18 protein-coding genes are annotated in these 18,310 nt (G+C 62.6%); 9 read left to right on the forward strand and 9 right to left on the reverse strand.

What is annotated here, in order from left to right; genetic code table 11:
* Positions 1-125: 125 nt before the first annotated feature.
* The gene (locus MHK05_RS07430) at positions 126-3,245 is read left to right on the forward strand and encodes an error-prone DNA polymerase (protein ID WP_239205819.1); all 3,120 of its coding nucleotides are present in this window, start codon (positions 126-128) and stop codon (positions 3,243-3,245) included.
* Here MHK05_RS07430 and MHK05_RS07435 read toward each other — a convergent pair.
* The 3 genes from MHK05_RS07435 to MHK05_RS07445 are packed head-to-tail and all read right to left on the reverse strand — an operon-like array spanning position 3,242 to position 4,194.
* Entirely contained in the window at positions 3,242-3,739 is a 498-nt protein-coding gene (locus MHK05_RS07435) for a hypothetical protein (protein WP_023020644.1), read from the reverse strand. The two genes, MHK05_RS07430 and MHK05_RS07435, sit on opposite strands and share 4 nt — an antisense overlap.
* Entirely contained in the window at positions 3,739-4,002 is a 264-nt protein-coding gene (locus MHK05_RS07440) for a helix-turn-helix transcriptional regulator (protein WP_023020645.1), read from the reverse strand. Before MHK05_RS07440 ends, MHK05_RS07435 begins: the two co-directional genes overlap by 1 nt.
* Before the next feature lie 42 nt (positions 4,003-4,044).
* A complete protein-coding gene (locus MHK05_RS07445) occupies positions 4,045-4,194 on the reverse strand; it encodes a helix-turn-helix domain-containing protein (RefSeq protein ID WP_080972300.1) in 150 nt (49 codons plus the stop codon).
* Between the two features lie 87 nt (positions 4,195-4,281).
* Between MHK05_RS07445 and MHK05_RS07450 the strand changes: the two genes are divergently transcribed.
* Positions 4,282-4,743, forward strand: a complete 462-nt coding sequence (locus MHK05_RS07450) for a PH domain-containing protein (protein ID WP_084278972.1) — start codon at positions 4,282-4,284, stop codon at positions 4,741-4,743.
* A complete protein-coding gene (locus tag MHK05_RS07455; RefSeq protein ID WP_239205821.1) occupies positions 4,740-6,089 on the forward strand; it encodes a PH domain-containing protein in 1,350 nt (449 codons plus the stop codon). Before MHK05_RS07450 ends, MHK05_RS07455 begins: the two co-directional genes overlap by 4 nt.
* On the opposite strand, the gene MHK05_RS07460 is transcribed toward MHK05_RS07455, so the two are convergent.
* On the reverse strand, positions 6,073-6,543 hold the full coding sequence (locus MHK05_RS07460) for a tRNA (cytidine(34)-2'-O)-methyltransferase (RefSeq protein ID WP_005322648.1): 471 nt from the start codon (positions 6,541-6,543) through the stop codon (positions 6,073-6,075). The two genes, MHK05_RS07455 and MHK05_RS07460, sit on opposite strands and share 17 nt — an antisense overlap.
* A gap of 23 nt (positions 6,544-6,566) precedes the next feature.
* On the opposite strand from MHK05_RS07460, the gene MHK05_RS07465 reads away from it, so the two are divergent.
* The 3 genes from MHK05_RS07465 (at position 6,567) to MHK05_RS07475 (ending at position 8,833) form a co-directional block, all read left to right on the forward strand.
* Positions 6,567-7,415, forward strand: a complete 849-nt coding sequence (locus MHK05_RS07465) for a bifunctional methylenetetrahydrofolate dehydrogenase/methenyltetrahydrofolate cyclohydrolase (RefSeq protein WP_200288231.1) — start codon at positions 6,567-6,569, stop codon at positions 7,413-7,415.
* A complete protein-coding gene (locus MHK05_RS07470; protein WP_239205823.1) occupies positions 7,412-7,726 on the forward strand; it encodes a DUF3017 domain-containing protein in 315 nt (104 codons plus the stop codon). Before MHK05_RS07465 ends, MHK05_RS07470 begins: the two co-directional genes overlap by 4 nt.
* A gap of 126 nt (positions 7,727-7,852) precedes the next feature.
* Complete coding sequence (locus MHK05_RS07475; protein WP_239205825.1) at positions 7,853-8,833, forward strand: HNH endonuclease signature motif containing protein; 981 nt, start codon at positions 7,853-7,855, stop codon at positions 8,831-8,833.
* Between the two features lie 87 nt (positions 8,834-8,920).
* Here MHK05_RS07475 and metX read toward each other — a convergent pair whose 3' ends face one another.
* From metX to pdxR, 4 genes are all read right to left on the reverse strand, one after another.
* Positions 8,921-10,039, reverse strand: coding sequence for a homoserine O-acetyltransferase MetX (gene metX / locus MHK05_RS07480; protein ID WP_239205827.1), 1,119 nt, complete (start codon positions 10,037-10,039; stop codon positions 8,921-8,923).
* Entirely contained in the window at positions 10,036-11,352 is a 1,317-nt protein-coding gene (locus MHK05_RS07485; RefSeq protein ID WP_239205829.1) for an O-acetylhomoserine/O-acetylserine sulfhydrylase, read from the reverse strand. Before MHK05_RS07485 ends, metX begins: the two co-directional genes overlap by 4 nt.
* A gap of 123 nt (positions 11,353-11,475) precedes the next feature.
* On the reverse strand, positions 11,476-11,637 hold the full coding sequence (locus MHK05_RS07490; RefSeq protein ID WP_167371285.1) for a hypothetical protein: 162 nt from the start codon (positions 11,635-11,637) through the stop codon (positions 11,476-11,478).
* Between the two features lie 37 nt (positions 11,638-11,674).
* Positions 11,675-12,979 (reverse strand): MocR-like pyridoxine biosynthesis transcription factor PdxR, encoded by a 1,305-nt coding sequence (pdxR, locus tag MHK05_RS07495; RefSeq protein ID WP_239205831.1) that lies wholly within the window; start codon positions 12,977-12,979, stop codon positions 11,675-11,677.
* An 81-nt stretch (positions 12,980-13,060) separates the two neighbouring features.
* Here pdxR and pdxS point away from each other — a divergent pair, with 81 nt between their 5' ends.
* Both pdxS and pdxT read left to right on the forward strand, forming a co-directional pair.
* On the forward strand, positions 13,061-13,963 hold the full coding sequence (pdxS, locus tag MHK05_RS07500) for a pyridoxal 5'-phosphate synthase lyase subunit PdxS (RefSeq protein ID WP_023020656.1): 903 nt from the start codon (positions 13,061-13,063) through the stop codon (positions 13,961-13,963).
* Complete coding sequence (pdxT, locus tag MHK05_RS07505; RefSeq protein WP_023020657.1) at positions 13,957-14,550, forward strand: pyridoxal 5'-phosphate synthase glutaminase subunit PdxT; 594 nt, start codon at positions 13,957-13,959, stop codon at positions 14,548-14,550. Before pdxS ends, pdxT begins: the two co-directional genes overlap by 7 nt.
* Before the next feature lie 72 nt (positions 14,551-14,622).
* On the opposite strand, the gene MHK05_RS07510 is transcribed toward pdxT, so the two are convergent.
* Positions 14,623-16,836 (reverse strand): NADP-dependent isocitrate dehydrogenase, encoded by a 2,214-nt coding sequence (locus MHK05_RS07510; protein ID WP_239205833.1) that lies wholly within the window; start codon positions 16,834-16,836, stop codon positions 14,623-14,625.
* A gap of 215 nt (positions 16,837-17,051) precedes the next feature.
* Here MHK05_RS07510 and MHK05_RS07515 point away from each other — a divergent pair, with 215 nt between their 5' ends.
* A complete protein-coding gene (locus MHK05_RS07515; protein WP_239205835.1) occupies positions 17,052-18,305 on the forward strand; it encodes an MFS transporter in 1,254 nt (417 codons plus the stop codon).
* Positions 18,306-18,310: the final 5 nt, after the last annotated feature.

Here is an 18,310-nt window from a genome sequence, read left to right on the forward strand (position 1 = left end):
TCTTGTAGGAGTTGAAATAATTTGTCTGTTTAGCAACTTAGCAATCGGCGAACCGCTTTGTCTATTGTCGGCATCACGTCTTACGGGCTTGTATAGAACAATAATTCGATATTACGCTGTGTGGAGTGGAATTTAATGGCGGAAAAGCACTGTCGTGGTCGCGGGTGGAGCGCATCCTCTCCGGTCGCGAATCTGCCGCACCCGTGCCGGTTAATCACCTTCATGGGCCAGCCGATTCTGCTCAGCGCGGCCATTCCGCCGTCCCTTTTGCGGAGTTGCACGCGGTAAGTTCGTATAGTTTTCTTGACGGTGCTGCTGAGCCGGAAGAGCTGGTTGGCCGGGCTATGGAGCTGGGGCTCGAGGGGCTGGCCATTGTGGACCGCGATGGCTTTTATGGGCTGATGAAATTCGCTGAAGCTGCTGCTAAAGCGAATCTCCCGGCCGTATATGGCGCGGAACTATCGCTCGCGGAAGCGCCGGTGACCGTGCTGGCGCGCACCCCGGAAGGCTATCGCCGGTTGTCGCGCCTTATTGCGCGCGCCCGGATGGAGGCTGGGGAGAAGGATCGGGTGGATTATCCGCCACTAGATGAGGTGGCGCGCGAGCTGGAAGGGGAGTGCTTCTTCCTGGTGGGGTCGGAAGCGTTAGCAGAAATCGATAACCTGCTCGAAAGAATAAAAATAGACAGCATAGTTCTCGAATATTCGTGCAGCATGTCCCCTGAAGACGCGGATCGGCACCGTTTCCTCGATAAATACAATAACTTGCGGGCCATCGCAACCGCACGGCCTGCGGCGGCGACCCGTGACCAAGCTCGGCTCGCCGCCGCCAAGCGCGCCTTGGCTCGCCGGGAGTCTCTTGCGGCCGCTGCGCCGCACACCCACCCCATGGGCGCCGGCTGGCTGCGATCCGGCGAGCAGATGGCCCAGCTTTTGCCTGACCGGCCGGAGCTTATTGCGGAAACTGTGCGTCTGGCTCGCGAGTGTTCCTTTACCTGGGATGCGCTTGCCCCGAACCTGCCGCACTTTCCCGTTCCGGAGGGGCATACCGAGATGAGCTGGCTGGAGCATGAGGCCTGGCGCCGTGCCAAGGAGCGTTATGCCTCGCGCCCGGCCGAGATTAGGCAGGCGGCCAGGAAGCAGATTAGGCATGAGTTGGGCGTCATCAAGCAGCTGGGCTTTCCCGGCTACTTCCTGATTGTGTGCGACCTGGTGGATTTTTGCCGGCGCGAGAATATTTTGTGCCAGGGCCGCGGCTCGGCCGCTAACTCTGCGGTGTGTTTCGCACTGGGTATTACCAACGCCGAGCCTATCTCCGCGCAGCTGCTTTTTGAGCGCTTCCTTTCCCCGGACCGCGATGGCCCGCCCGATATTGATATTGATATCGAATCCGGCCGCCGCGAGGAGATAATCCAGTATGTCTATCGCACCCACGGCCGGGAACGCGCAGCGCAGGTGGCCAATGTTATTACCTATCGCCGCAAGGGTGCGACCCGCGATGCCGCCCGCGCGTTGGGCTACCCGCAGGGCTCGGCCGATGCGTGGTCGAAGGGTACCTCCGAGCCGCCTGCCGATGTTTCCTCACTGGCTGAGCAATTCCTCGGCCAGCCCCGCCACCTAGGAATCCACTCCGGCGGCATGGTGCTGTGTGACCGCCCCATCGCGGACGTCGTGCCGATGGAATGGGCCCGCATGGAAAACCGCTCCGTGCTGCAATGGGATAAGGACGATTGTGCGGCCGCCGGCCTAGTGAAATTCGACCTGCTCGGCCTTGGCATGTTGGAGGCGCTGCACCACATGATTGACGCCGTGCGCGCTACCACCGGCCGCGAGGTGCACTTGTGGGAGCTCGACCTCGCCGAGCCGGAAGTCTATGACATGCTCTGCCGCGCCGATGCGGTGGGTGTCTTCCAGGTGGAATCTCGCGCGCAGCTAGCCACGCTGCCGCGCCTGAAGCCGCGCCGCTTCTTTGACCTGGTGGTGGAGGTCGCGCTTATTCGGCCCGGCCCCATCCAAGGCGGGTCCGTGCATCCCTACCTGCGCCGCCGCGATGGCTTGGAGGAGGTCACCTATGACCATCCCGTGTTGGAGAAATCCCTGGGCAAAACCCTGGGCATCCCGCTTTTCCAGGAACAGCTGATGCAGATTGCAGTCGATGCCGCCGGCTTTTCCGGCGCCGAGGCCGATGACTTACGCCGCGCCATGGGGTCGAAACGTTCCCCGGAAAAGATGGACGCGCTGCGCAGCCGTTTTTATGCTGGTCTGCGCGAGACTAATGGCATCGAGGGCGAGGTAGCCGATAAGCTCTGGACCAAAATTGTGGCTTTTGCCGCCTATGGTTTCCCGGAATCGCACTCGCAGTCCTTTGCCTCGCTGGTGTATTTCTCTGCGTGGTTTAAGTATCACTACCCGGCGGAATTCTGCGTGGGCCTGCTGCGCGCGCAGCCGATGGGCTTTTATTCCCCGCAGTCGCTCATCCAAGATGCCCGGCGCCACGGTGTGCGGGTGCTGCCGGTGAGTATCAATGATTCTGGTGCGCAGGCCCAGGCGACAAGGTCGGGCGAGATTCGGTTGGGCCTGAACCTCATCAAGGGGCTGGGGGAGTCTGCCGCCGAGCGCGTGGAGGCGGCCGCGCCTTTTACTAGCGTGTCCGATCTTTCGCGCCGGGCGGATCTCAGCGTGGAGCAGGTGGAAGCGCTGGCCACGGCTGGGGCATTGGAGTGTCTGGGGTTGGATCGTCGGCAAGCGTTGTGGCAGGCCGGAGTTGCCGCCACCGAGCGCGAAGGCATGCTGCCTGGCACTTCCGCGCTGGCTGCACCGCACCTGCCCGGTATGTCCGCCTTCGAGCTTATGGCTACCGACGTCGCCTCCACCGGCGTGACCCATAACCAGCAGCCCATGGAGCTGGTGCGTGCCTCGCTTGCCGACGTCCTACCTGCTTCCCAACTTCCCCATGTTCCCGATGGCACCCGCGTGCGCATTGCCGGCATTATTACCCACCGCCAGCGCCCGCGTACCGCATCTGGCCTGACCTTTTTGGGTGTGGAGGATGAAACCGGCCTGATGAATGTGATGGTTTCACCTGGATTGTGGTCGCGGCACAAGGTGTTGGCCCGCACCGCCCGCGCAATGATTATTCGAGGCATCGTGCAAAATGCCACCGGGGCGGTCAGCGTGGTCGCGGACAAGCTCGAGCCGCTGGACTTTGGCGAATTCCTCTCCCGCGGCTCCCGCGATTTCCGCTAGTTTCCTCCGCTGCGCAGCTCGTCCGCGTTGAGCTTATTGGCCAATTCCTTGGCTACCGCAAAAGGGATCCACAGCAGTTGGGTATAGATGAGCTTGGCAAAGAAGATGGCGATACTAGCCCCCGAGGTCGCCTCCTCCACTGCAACCTGCTCCGCCCCGAGAAAGCGCAGGCCGAATGCGGTGGTGACGGCGACGAGGAAGAGCACTATAGAAATAACCACTGCGGTCTTAAGTCCTGTGTCGCGGGCGTCGGTATGCAGGCGCAGTTCGTACTCATCCATCTCCGTGGTGGGTGCGTCGAGGTGACGGATGGACTGCCGGAGCGACGTGGTGTAGATGGTGGCCGCGATACCGGCAATCGGCCATAGCAAGTTAGACAAGCTGAGCGTGAAGAAGTGCAGGGCCGCAGCCACGATGGCCAGGCCGAGGAAAATGTCGCCGGCCAGGACAAGGCGCTTGCGGCGAGAAACGGAGGCGGGGATTGGGCTAGCCATTAGGAATTCTTCCTATAGATTTCAGTGGACATGGGAGAAAATTCCTGGCGGGAAAAGATAGCCTCCACGGGGAGATCAAAGACCTCGCAGACGCGGAAAGCTAGGTCCAGGCTGGGCGAGTGGTCGCCGCGCTCAAGCGCGCCGACGGTCTGAGGATTGACGTCGATGGCCTCGGCCAACTGTGCGCGCGACATGTCCCGCTCGGCGCGCAGCACACGAACCCGGTTATAAATGGGTGCGGAGGGCTTCTTCTTTGGGGACATAAGTCAAAGTATTGCATAAACCCAACGACCTGGCAAGGGTTACTACTCGACGCCGAAGATATCCCCTGGCTGGCAGTCCAGTGCCGCGCATAGTGCTGCCAGAGTGCTAAAGCGTACGGCTTTGGCCCGATTATTCTTCAGAACGGAGAGATTAACTGGAGTGATGCCGCGCTGGATGGCCCACCAATCGATGCCGAGCTGACGAGGGTACCAATGGTTTTCCGTTAAGGAAACGGTAAGTTGCCCAAGGGGTTCTCCTGATTGTTACTGTCAATAACTATGAGCGAAGAAATGAATCCCGTCTCGCCGCGGCTGGTGACCTCGCGCTATATCCACCATTTGAGCTGGATGTTTCTGCTCGCCGCGGCCGCCGCTGCAGCGGGGTTTTGGTGGACCCCGTGGTTCTACTGGGCGGCCGGCATCTTCGTCGGTCTTTTCTTCTGGCTGCTCTGGCTCATTCCCGCTCAAGTGCGCAATATGGGTTGGCTCGAAACCGACGACGAGCTGCTTATCACCCGCGGCAAGCTCTGGTACACCTTCACCGTCGTGCCCTACGGCCGCATCCAATTCGTCGACGTCACCTCCGGGCCCATCGATCGCGCCCTCGGGCTGAAAAAGCTGCAGCTCCACACGGCTTCGGCCAGCACGGATGCCACCATCAAAGGCCTAGAAGCCCCGCTTGCCGACGCCCTCCGCACCCGCCTTGCCCACCAAGCCCGCGAACGGATGAGCGGCCTATGAGCCCCCAGCCGAGCTTCCGTCGCGTCCACCGCCTTACCCCACTGTTGCGTCTGTGGTCGGTCATCCTGGCCCTCATCGCGGGCTTCGCCCTCAACGCCAACATGGAGGCCCTGCGCGATATCTTTGCCTTTATTACCGGCGAACACCGCGGCGAGGCCTTGCGTGATACCGCCCTTGCCCTCGCCGGTTTCATCACGGTCTGCGCGGTGGTGTGGCTCGCCTCCGGCCTATGGTGGCGCCGCATGGGTTATCAGCTCGGCGCGGAAGAGCTTTCCCTGCGCCGCGGCCTCTTATCTGTCCAATTGCGCACCGCGCGCTATGACCGCACCCAGGCCGTTGACGTCGTGGAACCCGTCATCGCCCGCCTCTTTCGTCTCGCGGCCGTGCGGGTGGAAACTGCTGGCGGCCAATCATCTGTCATCGAAATCGCCTACCTCAAAAAGTCTGACGCCGAGGCCCTACGCGATGACATCCTCGCCCGCGTTCACGGTGCTCCCGCACTCGCTGCCGACGACCCCGAGGAGTCCTTAACCGAGACACCGGCCGAGGAATCGGCTGCAGAACTGGCCGAGGAACCAGCTCTCGTGCCTGAAATCCCCATCGCCCGCTCCCTGATTGCGGCCGCGTTGCGCACGTCCACGCTTTTCCTCGTCGGCTTCCTTATCCTCGTTGTGGTTACGCGGCTGCCGCTCTCGACCGCGCTGCCCATCCTCGTCGGCGCGCTGCCCAACGCCTGGAACGTGCTCGATTCTTCCTGGCGTTATACCGCCCGCACTGACGGCGAGGTACTTAATATCACCTACGGCCTGGCCGATCGCCGCCGCCAAAGCATCCGCCTCGACCGCATCCACGCCGTGCAGATAACCCAGCCCTTCCTCTGGCGGCCCTTGGGCTGGTACGAGGTACGGGTCTCGGTGGCGGGGTATGGGGCGTCGGCAAGCGGGAAGGCTTCTGGTTCCACCCGCATCCTGCCGGTGGGCACCCTCGCCCAAGCCCGGCAATTCCTGCCGGCCGATGCTGCGCCCACCTACGCCTCGCCGGCCCGCGCCAAGTGGGTCTCCCCGCTGGACTACCGCCAACAAACTGTGGCGCTTACCGGCGACTACGTCATCGTGCGCAACGGCCGGCTCAACCGCCGCGTCAAGGCCATCCACACCTCCCATATCCAGGAGCTGACCTACCGCCGCGGGCCGATTTCCCAGGCGCTCGGCCTAGCCACCGTCGGCCTCGACCTAGTCCAGGGCCCGGTACGCATGGACGCGCGCAACCTCACACTTGCCGACGCCGCCACACTCCTTACCCAGCTGCGCTCCCGCCAACTGCCGGATTTTAAACCGCCCCGTTAAACCCCAGCTGGCGCCACGCCTCGAATACGGCCGTCGATGCCGAATTCGACAGGTTCATCGAGCGCCTGGCCGGCACCATCGGAATGCGCACGCGGTCCGTCACGCGCGGATGGTTAATATGCTCCTCCGGCAGGCCGGTGGGCTCCGTGCCAAAGAGCAGGACATCGCCTTCTTGGTATTCGATATCCGTAAACCACTTATCCGTATGCGTGGTAAACGCGAAGACGCGCGCGCCCGGCAGCGCATCCATGCAGGCCTGGAAGTCCTTGTGAATCTGCACATCGGCCAAATCGTGATAATCCAGACCGGCGCGCTTTAAGTGCTTATCGTCGAAATTGAAACCCAGTGGCTCAATCAGGTGCAGGCTCGCACCCGTCACCGCGGCCGTGCGAATCGCGTTGCCCGTATTAGTAGGGATGACTGGGTTATCAAAGACAATGTGCAGCTGGCTCATGCCTTCAGTCTAGGATGGTGGCTATGAGCGCTACCAAACTAGATGGCACACTGTACCGCGACGAGATTTTTTCCGACCTTGCCCAGCGCGTGTCCGCGCTGAAGGAGAAGGGGATTACCCCTGGCCTGGCGACCGTCCTCGTAGGTGAGGATCCGGGCTCCCAATCCTATGTGAAGATGAAACATCGTGACTGTGAAAAGCTTGGCATCAACTCCATCCGCAAGGACCTGCCGGCCGATATCACCCAGGAAGAACTAGAAGCCGTCATCGATGAGCTCAACGCCGATGATGCCTGCACCGGCTATATCGTCCAGCTGCCGCTGCCCAAGCACTTGGATGAAAACGCCATCCTCGAGCGCATTGACCCCGCCAAGGATGCCGATGGCCTGCACCCAGTCAACCTGGGCAAGCTCGTGCTCAACGAGGAGGCGCCCTTGCCGTGCACCCCGAACGGCTGCCTGCATCTGCTGCGCCGCTTCGGCGTCGAGCTCAACGGCGCCAAGACCGTGGTCATCGGCCGTGGTGTTACCGTAGGCCGCCCCATCGGCCTGATGCTTACCCGCCGCAGCGAGAACTCCACCGTCACGCTGTGCCACACCGGCACCAAGGACTTGGCCGCTGAGACCCGCGAGGCCGATATCGTCATTGCCGCCGCCGGCCAGCCCCACATGCTCACCGCGGACATGATTAAGGAAGGCGCCGCGCTTCTCGACGTCGGAGTTTCCCGCGTCGACGGTAAGCTCACCGGCGACATCCACCCAGACTGCTGGGACAAGGCCGGATACGTTTCCCCGAACCCCGGCGGCGTCGGCCCGCTGACCCGTGCCTTCCTGGTACGCAATATCGTCGAGCGCGCGGAAAAGTTGGCGTGAATCTAGACAATCCGCACGACGCCGAGCTCGCGCCCTCCCCACTGCCGCCTGCCGCGCAGTGGGCAGCAATTGGCATCTTCGTGGCCGGCGTGGTTATCTCCGGCGGCTATGCTGTCTTCGAATACTGGCGCCGGGCCACGTTCCTCCTCGGCCTGGCCTTGCTGTGGCTCACCGTGGTCCGACTGACGTGTGATTCCAGCCGCGTCGGCGTGCTGGCCGTACGCTCGCGCCGCTTTGACGCCTGCTTTACCGGCTTAGTCGGCGCCGTGATGGCCTTTCTGGCCTTTTCTGTGGACTCGCTCGGTAGCTAGTTATCCACAGGTTTTTCGTAGAGCCTTCACCTATTTCGGCCTGAAAGGGTGTGGTTCGGCCGGTTATCCACAGGTAACCGCCCGCCTCCGCGCGCTGGGTTGCGCGGCCGGTTTAGGCTCGGGGCCATGATTTCGAACTACCTGGCTGCCGTGAACTCCCCGATGGTGCTCATCGGGGAGTGCGTTGGGCTGTCGGTAGAAGAGCTCGTCGATAAGGGCTTTAGTGATCGCGAGGCCGCCGAGTTTGCCCGCCTGGCCGATACTTACTTCGGCCGCACCTCCTTTGGCGCTAAACAGCGCGCCGCCCGCCGCACTTCGCTGCCGCTCGACGCGCTGAAAATTATCGAGCACTTCGCGCAGAAGATGAAAACCCAGCGGGCGGCTTGGGCACTGCGCGAGGCACTTTGCGCCCTGCGCCTTTCCACCAGCGAGATTGAAAAGTGCGCCCGCCGCATGGTGCGCGAGGAGCGCACCACCAAGCGCTCCGAAGGCGTGCGCTTGACCCGCCGCCGCGATGACCTGTGGACCCTGACAATTACCGCCGAGTCCGAGTTGGTTGCAGAAATTAGTAACCACGTCTCCACCGTCGCCGATGCTCGTCGCGTCTTTGCCGAGGGCGCCTCTACCTCCACAATCACCACCAATGTGGTGCTCAACCTGAATGAGATGGTGAAGGTCACCCACGGCGAGGACGTCACCTTGCAGCTGACCATTGGCGCGCAGATATCTGGTGCGGATCTTGTCCGCCGCGCGCTTGCCGACGTCGGCCTTATCACCCTCATCCACCCCGTCACCGGTCCCGTAAACCTCTATCAATCGCGACGCTTGGCTACTTGGAAGCAACGCCAAATGGCGATGGCAGAAAACCCGGTGTGCCCGTGGCCCGACTGCCACACGCCGGCGGATGAATGCCAAGTCCACCATCTCACCCCGTGGCTGCTCGGCGGCGATACGAATCCCGAAAACCTCACCATCGCGTGCAAGTATCACAATGCTGTGAACGACGATGACCCGAATGCGCCGCCGCGTCGCGGCCGGCTCGAGCGCCGTCCTGGAGAAGGCATCGTGTGGCGCCCGCCTTGGGCGAAGCCACCCGACGATCGCTGAGCCGCTTCGTCCCTTCGCCGCCCCAGCGCAGCGCATAGTGCTAGTGCGCGCTGCGCGGCTTTGGCGATCCTTGCTGCTGCGATCTTTTTAAATCGAATACTCGGTGGGATCGCCTGCCGCTGCATCAATGCGCGGGTCCGGCTGGGAAAGAGTGAGGAAGTTGCGCAGGATGCGATCCATTTGGCGTGACTCGGTGAGGAAAGCGTCGTGGCCTACCGGGGAGACCACCTTGGCCATAGCCAATAGATTTCCCAGATTGCGCGAGATATGTTCTTGCTGGTGATACGGGTACAAGATGTCCGTGTCTACTCCTACGACCATTGTAGGTACCTTGGATGATCCCAGCGCGCGGTTGAGCCCACCGCGGTCACGGCCGATATCGTGGCGGTTGAGCGCCTCGGTGAGAGTGACATAGGAGCCGGCATCGAAGCGGTCGGCCAGCTTGATTCCTTGGTAATCCAGGTAGGAGTTAACGGCAAAGCGATTATCGCGGCGGCGGTAAGGCCCGAGCGGGTTCTCGCCGGTCTGTGCCTGAACGCCGAAGCGCTCGTCAGTTTCTTGTTCGCCGCGGTAGGTCAGGTGCGCAATGCGGCGCGCGGCCGCCAGCCCCTCGCGCGGACGCTGGGCGGATGCGTAATAGTCGCCGCCGTGCCAGAAGGAATCTTGCTCGATGGCCGCGATCTGCGCCGACTGGATGCCAATCTGCCAGGCGGAGGCGCGGGCCGATACGGCAATGACGCAGGCCGCGTCGAGGAAATCGGGGTGCATCAGTGTCCACTCGAGCGTGCGCGCGCCACCCATTGAGCCGCCGATGACGGCATGCACGTGGGTGATGCCAAGTTCGTGCAAAGCGGCACGCTCGGCCGCAACGAGGTCGCGCACGGAAAGCGCGGGAAAACGCGAACCCCAAGCACGGCCATCGTCTGGGTGCGGAGAAGCCGGGCCGGTAGAGCCTGCGCAGCCGCCCAGTGCATTGGTAGCGATAATGCACCACTTCGTCGTATCCAGCGCCTTGCCGGGGCCTACCAAGTCGGCCCACCACTCGGCCACATTCGAGTCCCCGGTTAGCGCGTGTTCGACCAGGATGACGTTATTGGCGCCATGGGGATCGCCGAGAAGGTGGCCGAAGCGGTGGTAGGCAATGTGGGCGTCGGCAAGCGTGGCGCCGGCTTCGGTGTGAAAATCGCCGATGCTAACTAGCTTCATGCCAGCGCGTTAAAGCCCAGCTTGAGGTCCGCGATGATGTCATCGATGTACTCGATGCCCACGGACAGGCGGATAGTGGATTGAGTAATGCCGGCCGCTGCCAGCGCAGGTTCATCGGATTGCGAGTGCGTGGTGGTTGCCGGATGCACGGCCAGGGAGCGGGTATCGCCGATATTGGCGAGGTTGGAGTGGAGCTTGAGGGCGTCGATAAACGCCCAGGCTTCTTCGCGGCCGCCGTCGATGTCGAAGGAGAGCACGGAGCCGGTGTAGGCGTAGCCGAGCTTTTCCTTGGTGGCCTTATAAGGCGAGGAGTCCAGGCCGGCGTAGTTGACCTTGGTGACCTTGGCGTGGCTTTCTAGGTACTCGGCGACGGCTTGGGCGTTGGCATTGTGCTTTTCGACGCGCAGCCCCACCGTCTCAATTCCATTCAGCGTCAGCCAGGCGTTGAAGGGAGAGATGGCGGCGCCGGTATCGCGCAGCAGGCCGGCGCGGGCCTTGAGCGCGAAGGCTGGGGCGCCGAGGTCGGCGTATTTGAGTCCGTGGTAGGCCTCATCCGGGGTGACGAAGTAGGGGAATACGGGCTCGCCGTTGCGGGTGACGGTCCAGTCGAAGGAGCCGCCGTCGATAATTGCGCCGCCGACGGCCGAGCCATTGCCGGTATAGAACTTGGTAGTGGAGACCACGACGATATCTGCGCCGAGGTCCAGCGGCCGGGCGAGGGCGGCGGTGGCGATGGTGTTATCCACGATGAGCGGGACCTGGTTATTGTGGGCAACCTCGGCGATGGCCGGGATATCAAGGACATCAGCCACGGGGTTGCCGAAGGTCTCGCCATAGAATGCCTTGGTATTTGGTTGTACGGCATCTTGCCAGGAGGCCGGGTCGTCCGGGTCCTCGACGAGGGTGACGTCGATGCCTAGGCGCTTGAGCGTGACGGTAAAGAGGGTAGAGGTGCCGCCGTAGAGACGCGGGGAAGTCACGATGTGGTCGCCGGCCGAGGCGAGGTTCAAAATGGCCGCGGTTTCGGCGGCCTGGCCGGAAGCGAAGGCAACGGCCGCGACGCCGCCCTCGAGGGAAGCGAGGCGTTCTTCCAGCGCGTCCTGGGTGGGGTTGGTCAGGCGGGTGTAGATGGGGCCGGCGTCGGAAAGATTAAAGCGGTTGGCCGCGTGCTCGGCGTCGTTAAAAACGTAAGAGGTGGTCTGGTAAATCGGCACATTGCGGGCGTTGTGGTGCCCGTCGAGGTTTTGGCCTGCGTGTACAGAGCGGGTAGCGAAGGACCAGTTGGAATTGGAGTTATCGTATTTCGTCGTCATGCTTGGCAAGACTAGACCAAGCGGTATATATAGCGAACGATTTTGTAGAAACGCGCTGGCAGCCGTGAGAATAAAAATAGACCAAGCGGTCGGTGTGGCGCTTGGTCTGGTGGGGTGTCTTTCTTAGTGGCGGCGGTCGTGCTCCTCGAGCTGATTAGCAATGCGGCTAGTATTCGCGCGGGTGTCATTGCTATTGCGCACGAGCTTGACCACGAGGGCGATAATTCCAGCGAGGATAAGGACGAAAACGAGGATGAGAAGGAGCTCAATCGGACCTAAAGACATCTATTACCTTTCGTTTATAAACGTGGGCTTTACGGTATCACCCCTGTAAAGCCGCCGCGACTGCAGAAAGGCTTTCGCGTAGCTCGGTATCGCTGAGGTGGCCGAAGCCGAGTACGACGCCGTCTTCAGCTTCGGCCCCGCCCCAATAATCGCGCAGCGGGGTGAGTTTGATGCCGCGGGCGGCGGCGCGGGGGACAACGGCCGGGTCGCACAGTAGGACCGCGTGGAGTCCACCGTGGATGGGAAGGAGCTGGGTGCCATCGATGGAGCCAAGCGCTTCGGCCACTAGGTTGCGGCGGCGTTTATAGGTGCGGCGCATGCGGCCGGTGTGGCGTCGTAAAGCGCCGCTGGCAAGGTAGTGGGCGAGCGCGGCCTGGGGGATGGAGCCGACGGGTTGGCCGAAGATATCGCGCACACGGTCCACGGCCGGGCGTAAGCGTGGCGGGAGGACGAGGTAACCGCATGCAATCGAGGGGGAAATGACGGAGGAAAAAGTCCCGAGTAGCACGGTGTGTTCTGGGGCGAGCGCGGCCAGGGCGGGAAGTGGCTGGCCGACGTAGCGCAGCTCGGAGTCGAAGTCGTCCTCGATGAGGAGGGCGTCATGTGCGCGGGCCCATTCGACGAGCTCTGCGCGCCGGGCTGCAGGCAGGGAGCCGCCGTAGGGATATTGATGGCTGGGGGTGACGATGAGGGCGTCGAGGTCGGCGGTGGGAACAGTGACGCCGTCGCGGCCGGTGGGGAGTTCCAGCAGCGTGTGGCCGAGGGCCTGGGGGACTCGGCGCAGGCTGGGGTAGCCGGGTGATTCCACGCCCACGCGCAGCGGGCGGCCGAGGGCGCGCAGGAGTACCGAAAGGCCATCGCGGGCACCGGCCGTGATGAGGATGCGGGTTGGGTCGACGTTAAGCCCGCGCATGTGGCGCAGGTGCGCGGCGACCTCGCGGGGAAGGTCGCCGGAGGGGTCGACAGCCGCAGCGCGCCACGCGGCCCTCCATTCAGGGGTGAGGATTCCCGCGGTGTCGGGCAGTCCGGGCGTCAGTGACACCAGCTCGGGCTCGGCGGCCGGTATGGGGGCCGGCTCCGGGCGCGGGGCCCGGGCGTGGGGGAGCAGCGGGTTGATGACGGTGCCGGAGCCAACCTCGGCCGTAAGGTATCCCTCGGCCGTGAGTTGCTCGTAGGCGGTGACTACGCTGCCTCGGGAAACGCCGAGCTGGGTGGCTAAGGTACGGGTGGAGGCAACGCGCTCGCCGGGCAGGAGGACGCCGGCGGCAACCTGGGCGCGGAGGGCCGCGGCGATTTGCACGGGCAGCGGCCGCGTATCAGAGGGATCGAGGCGGAGAGGCACTCCTTCATCATAAGTGGTCTAATCCAACACGCTGAAAATGGCTCTTGTCTTGTACCAATTGTGTGGGCCACTATGTGACCTATGACTGAACAGGTAAATGAACAAGGACGCGCCACTACGCGCGTGAAGCGAGGACTAGCCGATATGTTGAAAGGCGGCGTCATTATGGACGTCGTCACGCCGGAGCAGGCGCGCATTGCGGAGGACGCGGGTGCGTCGGCAGTTATGGCGTTGGAGCGTGTGCCGGCCGATATTCGTGCGCAGGGCGGGGTGGCCCGCATGTCGGATCCAGAGCTAATTGAGGGCATCGTCGAAGCGGTGGACATCCCGGTCATGGCCAAGGCCCGCATTGGCCACTTTGTGGAGGCTCAGATCCTCGGCGAGCTGGGCGTGGACTTCATCGATGAGTCCGAGGTGCTCAGCCCGGCCGATTATGTCAACCACATCAATAAGTGGGACTTCGACGTGCCATTCGTGTGTGGCGCGACCAACCTGGGTGAGGCGCTGCGCCGCATCACCGAGGGTGCGGCCATGATTCGTTCCAAGGGCGAGGCCGGCACGGGCGATGTCTCGGAGGCCGTGAAGCACCTGCGCACGATTAAGGCCGAGATTGCCCGCCTGCGCCACCTGGATCGCGATGAGCTCTACGTCGCGGCCAAGGAGCTGCAGGCACCGTACGACCTGGTCGCAGAGGTTGCGGAGACCGGCAAGCTCCCGGTTGTGCTTTTTGTCGCCGGTGGCGTGGCCACGCCTGCCGACGCCGCCCTTGTCCGCCAGATGGGCGCCGAAGGCGTCTTCGTCGGCTCCGGCATCTTCAAGTCCGGCGAGCCCGCCAAGCGTGCGGAGGCCATCGTCAAGGCGGCGACCCTCTACGACCAGCCGGCCGAACTAGCCAAGCTTTCCCGCGGCCTGGGCGAGGCCATGGTGGGCATCAATGTCAACGACGTGCCCGCGCCGCACCGCCTGGCTGAGCGCGGATGGTAGCCACCGTTGGGGTGCTGGCGCTGCAGGGCGGCGTCGAGGAGCACCTGCGCATTCTTGATGAGCTCGGTGTTGCTACTCGCCGGGTGCGGGTGCCGCGGGACCTGGACGGGCTCGACGGGCTGGTGATTCCGGGCGGCGAGTCGAGTGTCATCGACAAGCTGGCGCGCAGCTTCGATCTTGCCGAGCCGCTGCGCGACGCCGCAGCTGCAGGCCTGCCCGTGCTCGCGACCTGCGCTGGGCTCATCTACTGTGCCCGCGAGCTCGATAACCCCGCGCCGGGCCAGCAGACCTTGGGCCTGCTGGATGTGACGGTGCGGCGCAATGCCTTTGGCAACCAGCGTTTTTCCGCCGAGCGGACAGTGGACGTGGTCGTTGCTAAAGACCAGTCGCTGCCGATTGAGGCGAGCTTTATCCGCGCACCGCTGGTCACCCGCGTAGGCGAGGGCGTCGAGGTCATCGCGACGGCGCCGGGCGAGGACGGCGACGCGGTGGTCGGTGTGCGCCAAGGCCGCGTGACGGCGCTGAGCTTTCACCCAGAAGAAAATGGCGACGCTCGCGTGCACGCCGCCTGGCTCGATAGCTTCTAAATCTGCGCGCATACCAAAGCCGCCCCGCAGCGAATTGATTAACGCTGCGGGGCGGCTTTTGCCTGGGAAGAATTACTTCTTCAGGCCGTCAATGATCTCGTTGAACCTAGCAACTGGGCGCATGACGGCAGAGGTCTTCTCGTCATTTGGCCAGTAGTAGCCGCCGAGGTCGGCGGGGTTGCCCTGGGCGTCGACAAGCGCCTGGGCGATCTCGTCTGCCTGGGAGGACAGCTGGGAAGCCACGTCCTTGAAGGCTGCGGCGAGATCGGCATCATCGGTCTGGTTAGCCAGCTCTTCGGCCCAGAAGGTGGCCAGGAAGAAGTGGGAACCGCGGTTGTCGATTTCGCCTACCTTGCGGGACGGGGACTTGCCCTCATTGAGTAGGCGCTCGGTGGCCTTGTCCAAGGTAGCGGCTAGGACGCCGGCTTTCTCGTTGCCGTTGGTCTGCTTTTCGTGGCGGAAGGACTCGGCCAGGGCCAGGAACTCGCCGAGGGAATCCCAGCGCAGGTGGTTTTCTTCTTCTACCTGCTGGACGTGCTTCGGGGCGGAGCCGCCGGCACCGGTCTCGAAGAGGCCGCCACCTGCCATGAGTGGAACCACAGATAGCATCTTGGCGGAGGTGCCCAGCTCGAGGATGGGGAAGAGGTCCGTGTTGTAGTCACGCAGCACGTTGCCGGTAACGGAGATGGTGTCCTCGCCGCGGCGGATGCGCTCGATGGAGGTCTTGGTAGCGGTTACCGGGTCCTCGATGGAGATGTCTAGGCCCTCGGTGTCGTGGTCCTTAAGGTACTTCTCCACTAGGGACTTGATGTTGCGGTCGTGGCCGCGCTCTGGGTCGAGCCAGAAGATGGTCTTCATGCCGGACAGGCGAGCGCGGTTGACGGCGAGCTTGACCCAGTCCTGGATCGGGGCATCCTTGGTCTGGCAGGCGCGCCAGATATCGCCTTCCTCCACGTCGTGGGAGATGAGGACCTCGCCCTGGGAGTTGCGAACCTCAACAGTGCCCGCGGCCGGGATCTTGAAGGTCTTATTGTGGGAGCCGTACTCCTCGGCCTTCTGCGCCATCAGGCCAACGTTCGGCACGGTACCCATGGTGGTCGGGTCGAAGGCACCATTTTCCTTGCAGTCCTCGATAACAGCCTGGTACACGCCAGCGTAGGAGGAATCCGGAATGACGGCGAGGGTGTCCTGCTCCTCGTCGTTCTTATTCCACATGTGGCCGGAGGTACGGATCATGGCGGGCATGGAGGCATCAATAATGACGTCGGAAGGCACGTGCAGGTTGGTGATGCCCTTGTGGGAGTTGACCATGGCAAGGTCGGGGCCGTCGGAAAGCGCGGCATCGAAAGCGGCCTTGATTTCTTCGCCATTGTCCAGGTTCTTCAGGCCCTCGTAGAAAGCGCCCAAGCCGTTCTCGCCGTTGAGGCCGGCAGCCAGCAGCTCCTCGCCATACTTGTCATATACATCAGCAAAGAAAGCGCGGACGACGTGGCCGAAGAGGATGGGGTCAGAGACCTTCATCATGGTGGCCTTCAGATGGGTGGAAAAGAGCACGCCCTCTTCCTTGGCGCGCTTGACCTGTGCGATGAGGAACTCATCCAGAGCCTTGGCGGACATGAAGGTGCCGTCGATGACCTCGCCCTTGAGAACCGGCAACTCCGGCAGCAGGGTCTGCTCGCCGTCGGCGGTCTTAAGGACGATGGACAAGGTGTCCTCGTTTTCCAGGATGACGGACTTTTCATTGTGGCGGAAGTCGTTGTCCGCCATGGTGGCAACGTTGGTCTTGGAGTCCTCGGACCACTCACCCATGCGGTGCGGGTGCTTCTTGACGAAGTTCTTCACGGCCTCCGGTGCGCGGCGGTCGGAGTTGCCCTCACGCAGCACCGGGTTAACAGCGGAGCCCTTGACGGAATCGTAGCGGGTAGCGATGTCCTTTTCTTCCTCGGTGGAAGGGTTATCCGGGTAATCAGGCAGGTCGTAGCCGGCAGCCTGCAGCTCCGCGATGGCCTTCTTCAGCTGCACCAGGGAAGCGGAAATATTCGGCAGCTTGATGATATTTGCTTCCGGAGTCTTGGCCATCTTGCCCAGCTCTGCCAAGGCGTCTTCGACCTTCTGCTCTTCGGTCAGGCGCTCTGGGAACTGCGCGGCGATGCGGGCGGCCAGCGAAATATCTCGGGTTTCTACGTCAATGCCCGCAGTAGAAGCGAAGGCCTCCACGATGGGCTTGAGGGAGTAGGTCGCCAGCAGCGGCGCCTCATCGGTACGGGTCCACGTAATCTTTGCCATGATTCTCCTAATTAACGTTGGAAAATTGCTCAAGTGCCCAGAGTACCGATTTTGTGGGCGGCATGTGGGCCAGTTTGCTGATAGTGATCCCCCATTTGCGCCCCTTGAAAAGGGTTGCGTGGCTAGCATCACCCACTGGCTGGCGGGGTGGAGATATTCACGGCCGCCCGCTGCGGGCATGCTGCAGATAAACGCGGGGTGTACCCTCACTCTCCATGAAAATCATCGACGAGCTAAGCCCGCGCAGCGCCCATGAACCCCGCATTCGGCGTCGTCCGTTGCCTTTACAAACGGAGATTACCGCTGGTCGCCGCGCTATTGTCATGGTGGCGATGGCGCTTGGTGCCTTTGCCATTGGCACTACGGAGTTCGTGTCGATGGGCCTGCTGCCGCTTATCGCGGATGATTTTGGCATTTCGGAAGAAAACGCCTCGACTCTCATCACCATTTACGCGATGGGCGTGGTGGTCGGTGCCCCGCTGATTGCGGCCTTTACCGGCAAGCTCCCACGCCGTCGCTTGATCCTGCTGCTCATTGGATTCCTCGTGGTGGGAAACCTGCTATCGGTGGTGGCACCGAATTACGCCATCCTCATGGTGGCGCGCTTCATTGCGGGTATGCCGCACGGTGCTTATTTCTCCGTGGCGAACCTTTCGGCCGCATCCATGGCCCCTCCCGGCGGCCGCGGTAAGGCTATGGCCTACGTGGGCATGGGTCTGGCCATCGCCACGGTGATTGGTGTGCCGGCTGCGCAGGCGCTTGGCTCGGCGCTGGGCTGGCAGGCGGCCTACCTTGTGGTTGTGGCGCTGGGCATTATCACCGCCATTGCACTGTTCTTCCTGATGCCGCACATGACGGAGATGAAACAGACCGATATCCGTACGGAGTTCGGGGCGTTTAAAAATAGCCAGGTGTGGTTCACCGTCATCATGGGTGTGGTGGGCTTTGGCGGCATGTTCTCCGTCTATACCTATATTTCTTGGACCATGACCGAGGTTGCCGGCATGGATCAGAGCCTCATCTGGGTCGTGCTCATGGCCTATGGCATCGGCATGACCATCGGCAATGCCTTCGGCGGCTGGCTGGCGGACCGCAACCTGGAGTTTGGCATCATTTTTGCCTTGGCCTGCCTGATCGTTATTTTGACGGCCTTTTATTTCCTCTCCGGACACGCCATCCCGGCCACGATTTGCTTTGGCTGCGTAGCGTTTATGGGCTCCACCTTGGTGCCTTCGCTGCAGCTGCGGTTGGTGCATGTGGCTGGCGACGCCCAGACTTTGGCCGCCGCACTCAACCAGTCCGCGTTGAACATTGCGAATGCAGCGGGTGCGACCATTGGTGGCGCCGTGGTGGGTGCCGGCTGGGGCTACTCCGCTCCGGCGCTGGCGGGTGCCAGCCTGGCGGCTGCGGGCTGCCTGGTGTGGGCTGCGACGATGTGGGATAAAAAGCGCCTTGCTCGCCATTCATAAACGGA

The organism is Corynebacterium nasorum (genome assembly GCF_022347325.1).
In the GTDB taxonomy this organism is placed as follows: domain Bacteria; phylum Actinomycetota; class Actinomycetes; order Mycobacteriales; family Mycobacteriaceae; genus Corynebacterium; species Corynebacterium kefirresidentii.